Annotated in this window: 6 protein-coding genes; 4 read left to right on the top strand and 2 right to left on the bottom strand. The window is 44.1% G+C overall.

Going from position 1 to position 4,715, the window contains the following annotated elements; all coding sequences use genetic code 11:
• Positions 1 to 222: 222 nt before the first annotated feature.
• Positions 223 to 1,740 (top strand): phospholipase D family protein, encoded by a 1,518-nt coding sequence (locus tag CAG68_RS14375; protein ID WP_054729935.1) that lies wholly within the window; start codon positions 223 to 225, stop codon positions 1,738 to 1,740.
• Positions 1,741 to 1,830: 90 nt separating this feature from the next.
• Positions 1,831 to 2,418, top strand: a complete 588-nt coding sequence (locus CAG68_RS14370; RefSeq protein WP_054729937.1) for a class I SAM-dependent methyltransferase — start codon at positions 1,831 to 1,833, stop codon at positions 2,416 to 2,418.
• 54 nt (positions 2,419 to 2,472) lie between these two features.
• Here CAG68_RS14370 and CAG68_RS14365 read toward each other — a convergent pair whose 3' ends face one another.
• Positions 2,473 to 2,943, bottom strand: coding sequence for an ASCH domain-containing protein (locus CAG68_RS14365; RefSeq protein WP_005373887.1), 471 nt, complete (start codon positions 2,941 to 2,943; stop codon positions 2,473 to 2,475).
• A gap of 200 nt (positions 2,944 to 3,143) precedes the next feature.
• On the opposite strand from CAG68_RS14365, the gene CAG68_RS14360 reads away from it, so the two are divergent.
• Both CAG68_RS14360 and CAG68_RS14355 read left to right on the top strand, forming a co-directional pair.
• The gene (locus tag CAG68_RS14360) at positions 3,144 to 3,989 is read left to right on the top strand and encodes a TPR end-of-group domain-containing protein (protein WP_161441302.1); all 846 of its coding nucleotides are present in this window, start codon (positions 3,144 to 3,146) and stop codon (positions 3,987 to 3,989) included.
• Between the two features lie 13 nt (positions 3,990 to 4,002).
• Positions 4,003 to 4,398 carry a DUF2391 family protein gene (locus tag CAG68_RS14355; protein WP_005373896.1) on the top strand — a complete coding sequence of 132 codons (396 nt, stop codon included), beginning with the start codon at positions 4,003 to 4,005 and terminating at the stop codon, positions 4,396 to 4,398.
• Between the two features lie 9 nt (positions 4,399 to 4,407).
• Here CAG68_RS14355 and soxR read toward each other — a convergent pair.
• The coding region (gene soxR, locus CAG68_RS14350; protein ID WP_161441301.1) for a redox-sensitive transcriptional activator SoxR at positions 4,408 to 4,715 on the bottom strand (308 nt) is incomplete at its 5' end.

Raw genomic sequence — 4,715 nt, 5'->3', positions numbered from 1 at the left:
TGCTATTGGTCATAATCACCAGATATTAGTGATTATGACCAATACGGCCATAATGATAATTAAAATAAATGATTATCTGCGCTCTAAAAGTTGAACTTAGTGCAGGCTCTATGGCAATTCATTGATTAATCGCTCGTTATCAAACGGTTCTGGGTGCATGTGGCGTCAGCTTAAGTCTATAATTTGGAGTAGGTAACACTCTGTAAGACAAGGAAATGTGCTTTGTTACAAACACTCGCCAAGTTGCTCTTCCCCTCGCTGCTCACTATTTTATCGGCATGCTCATCCGTATCGTTGAATGACGCCAGTGAAAAGTCCACCAGCTTTCAGCTCGGTTATCAAAAGGATTCTGTTCTTGCGCAGTACTTTGAAGCTTACGGGAGAGACCCTAAGTCCATAACTGGCTTTGCACCGTTAAATCAGGGACACGATGCCCTTCTTGCTCGAACCTCTTTGATCGAGTCCGCCCAGAAAAGCCTTGATCTTCAATACTATATTTACCGTGGTGACGAAACGAGTCAGCTAATAACGTGGCGCTTGTATGAAGCGGCAAAGCGTGGTGTTCGAGTAAGGCTGTTGCTTGACGATATGCAAAAGCGAAACGACGATGTGATGGCTGCCCTCAATGCACATCCTAATATAGAAATCCGCTTATTTAACCCGCATCAGTATCGCGACTCCCGTTGGTTCGCTCTTGCTAGCGATTTTGAACGTCTTAATCGTCGTATGCACAATAAGTCTCTGATTGCAGACAGTGTTTCCGCCATTGTCGGAGGTAGAAATATCGGCAATGAATACTTCTCTTTTGAATCGCAAGTTGAGTTTGGTGATTTTGATCTTCTGCTCTATGGTGAGGCGGTACAACAAACTGCCGATCAGTTCGACCTCTACTGGAATAGCGCCTATGCGATACCAATGGAATGGATTACACCGAATTCACAGCAAATTACCGACCAAGCGATTCAAAAGCAGGTCAATAAACTCCGGTTAGAGGAAAAGTTTTCAACCGGCCGCTATGACTTCACACAACTGGATATGTACCAAGATCTAAAACAAGGCAAACTCAAGCTCTACTGGGGAGAAGCGAAAGTATGGTTTGATCTGCCCGATAAAGTCGCAACCCGAGAGAGCCAACTTATTGATAATTTGTCGGAACTGGTTAAAAGTGTTGAGGATTCATTTGTGCTCATTTCTCCTTATTTCGTTCCAACTAAAGTAGGTACTCAAGCATTAAGTAACGCGGCCAAGCGAGGCGTTGATATCACGATTGTGACCAATAGCCTCGCGTCTAACGATGTGTTTGCCGTGCATGGTTGGTACGCAAAATATCGAAAAGATCTACTCGAAGCTGGAATAAAGCTTTGGGAAGTAAAAGCGAGCGCGAAACTCAAAAGTAAGTGGAGCCTCACGGGGAGTAGCAGAGCAAGTTTACACGCTAAAGCAATGACGATTGATAACAAAACACTTTTCGTTGGTTCGATGAACTGGGACCCACGTTCGGCCGCTTTGAATACCGAAATGGCCGTTGTTATCGAACAGCCTGAATATGTGCAAATGTTTCTAGAACAACTGCCGAGTCAACTGTCGAGTAACGCCTATGCCTTAACTCTGCGCGACGGGGACATTGTCTGGACCGACGTAAAAACAGGCGAAGAATACGACTCCGAACCAGAAGCAGGAGTATGGCGAAAAATGGGCGCTTGGTTCTCCGGAATATTACCGATTGAAGATCAGCTATAACAGCTGCCAATACTGCAAACCTCCCCAGTCAAGCAAAACAAAATGGACGCTAGTTTTGGGCAGGGGACACAACCAACATAAGGAAGTTCAATGCCAGCGCAATGGAATGAATACTATCAGAAAATTTTAAGCCAACCTCACCGCCCAAACGTGGAAAATGCCGTAAACCAACTTAAGATAGAAGGCAAAGTCGCTCTTGATATTGGCTGCGGAATAGGTCGAGACAGCCACTTTCTCCTCGAAAAGGGATTTAAGGTTCACGCATGTGATAGCAATGAAGATGCAGTAAAAACTTGTTTAACACGCTTTGAAGGTAACAAACGATTTTCGGTTTCGCAGTGCTGTTTTACTGAGTTTAATTATCCTCAGTGCAGCTTGGTTATCGCAAATGCCAGTTTGTTCTTTTGCCCTGACAAAGGCTTCAAACAAGTCTGGACAAAAATAGACAGCGCATTACAACCGAGCGGTATCTTCTGCGGCGATTTCTTGGGAGTGAAAGACTCCTGGGTGACCTCCGAAATGCATCCAAACATTACCACATTAACGAAAAAGGAAGTGGAAAGCTTATTCGAAGGTTACGACCTCATTTCATTGCATGAAAGAGATGAAGACGGGACCACTGTAGTCGGAAGCCAAAAACATTGGCACATGTTTAGTGTGACCGCTCGAAAGCGCTAAAAATGGTCTCTCGATAAAGAAAGCAGCACTTCAAATCAGTGCTGCTATCAGAGATTAATTGACGGGATACACCACTTCAAAACGCTCTAAAACCAGCGTACGTTTCTCATGCCAATCGATGTTCAACTCATCGCATTCAGCTTTAAAAAATGCAGTATGAGCATCACGCCACCAGTTTAAGGTTCTATCACCTTCGCCTTCTGCGAAGGCAAACTCTGCGGTTACATCCTCATATTTGCATGTACTTACGTCAGTAATTCGTATCACGCAAACCGGGTCCCCATCCCAATTCGTCACTACTTGTAAATGACCGACTTGGGGCATGGTTTCACCATGTTCTCGATACCAAAGCTCCAAACTGCACGATGCAGTTTTCTGTCCAATACGAACCAAATCTGCGCATACATTCGCGTTGTATTCGTCGGCACAATAATAGTCAGCACTGACTGATGGTACAGCTTCCCTTTGTTCTGGTGATAATAATTCTAGGAATTGTTCTAAGTAATCCTTAGCTCGCGCGTCCATGCTCACTCCATTAATCATAAATTCGTAAGGAGGATAAAAGATATCACCACAAATAACCACCAGGAACAAACTGAAAAACAACAAGAATATGACTTCTACGAAGACGACTGTTATTTCTTTTGTAATAACTTTGCTAAACGTTTGTGCTATTTGCTATTGTTGCATGGTCTATCTGTACTCTTCTCGTGAAAGGACGTTATATGCGCTTATTTATTGGTATTTTTTTCTCGCTGATACTTGCCTTGCCAACAATGGCATCGGAGGAAAAGTATTCAGAATCGGATCTGTTAGATAGACCATTAATGGAACGCTATATTTTAGATGAACTAAAAGCGCTGCGTCAGGACTATCAAGGCCTAGAAAAGCGAATGATCACAGAGATCACCGATCGCGAGCTAACGGTCGCAGATAAATCGTTGAACTATGCCAACGTGACCGTTACATACTTCTTCTACATCATTGCTGGTGTCGCATCGCTGATTGCCTTTGTCGGATGGCAATCTCTGCGCGAGTTTAAACACAACACCAAAGAGATGGCTGATAAACGATTGGAGAAGATCGCCCAAGAATACGAGAAAAAGTTTGTCGCCCTTGAGCGAGATTTAAAACGCAAAACTCGCATTATCAGCGAAAACAACAAAGAGATTGAGAAAATCAACGAGATCCATAACTTATGGCTACGTGCACAAAGCTCTCAAACTCCAGAACAACGTATTGAGATCTATGATGAAATCTTATTAATTCGTCCAGGTGATTTAGAAGCGTTGACTTACAAAGCCGACGCAGCGATGGAAATCAACGAATACCATTGGGCACTTAGCATTTGTAACCGCGTACTTGAAGTCGATTACACCAACGGCCCTGCACTGTATCAACGCGCGTGTGCATACTCTCGCCTTGGTATCGAAGAGCAAGCTATTGAAGACTTGGAACGCGCAATTGAATACAGCCCATCCATTCGTGATTTACTTGCCGAAGAACGAGACCTCGAATTGCTGCACGGTAATGAGCGTTTTGAAAAGCTCTTACATCTAGCAAGCGAATAATGGAATAAACAGCATGAGCAGCCACTTTAATCTAGAAGACGCTAGCCAAGTATTGGTTGGCGCTTTTGCCCTAGCAGTCCCGATCTCATTTTCGGAGGAAGCGTGGCGATTGGGTGAGAGCCTACCAATGGCAAACTTGCTCATGCTGTTAAGTCTTTCTGTCATTTTCCTCAGTTTTTTCGCGTATCAAAGCGTGTTTCAAAGCCACATCAAGAATCGCGTATCCATCTTTATTTTTCGTGTGGTTATCGCGTACCTCATTGCGGCCGTTGTGGTAGCGTTAGTTCTTTTCTGTCTTGATAAACTGCCACTCATGAATGAGCCTTTGGTTGCGATAAAACGCGTTATCGTCATCACAATGCCTGCTTCGATGGGCGCGATCGTAGTCGACAGTTTCGACAAAGAATAGAGATAATCGCTACTCTTCTTCTAACGTTAAGTTCGACCCCGAGTGGTCTTTCCCTAATACATCTTCTGGGTTTCGAAGTGCGCAGGTTTCTAACGACAAGCACCCGCAGCCAATGCATCCGCCTAAATCGTTTTGCAACGCTTTAAGTTTTTGAATCTTTTGTTCTAACTGTTCATGCCAATGGCTTGCCATTTCTTCCCATTGCGCTTTGTTAGGGGCTTGGTGTTTCGGCAGTTCATCTAACGCATGTTTAATTTCTTCTAACGACAACCCAACTTGCTGCGCTGCTTTGATCACCGCAACACGGCGCAACACAC

Source organism: Vibrio sp. V42_P2S4T144 (assembly GCF_009904715.1).
Lineage (GTDB): Bacteria > Pseudomonadota > Gammaproteobacteria > Enterobacterales > Vibrionaceae > Vibrio > Vibrio alginolyticus.
The sequence above is the reverse complement of the archived record's forward strand: the minus strand, read 5'-3'. Positions and strand labels throughout refer to the sequence as shown.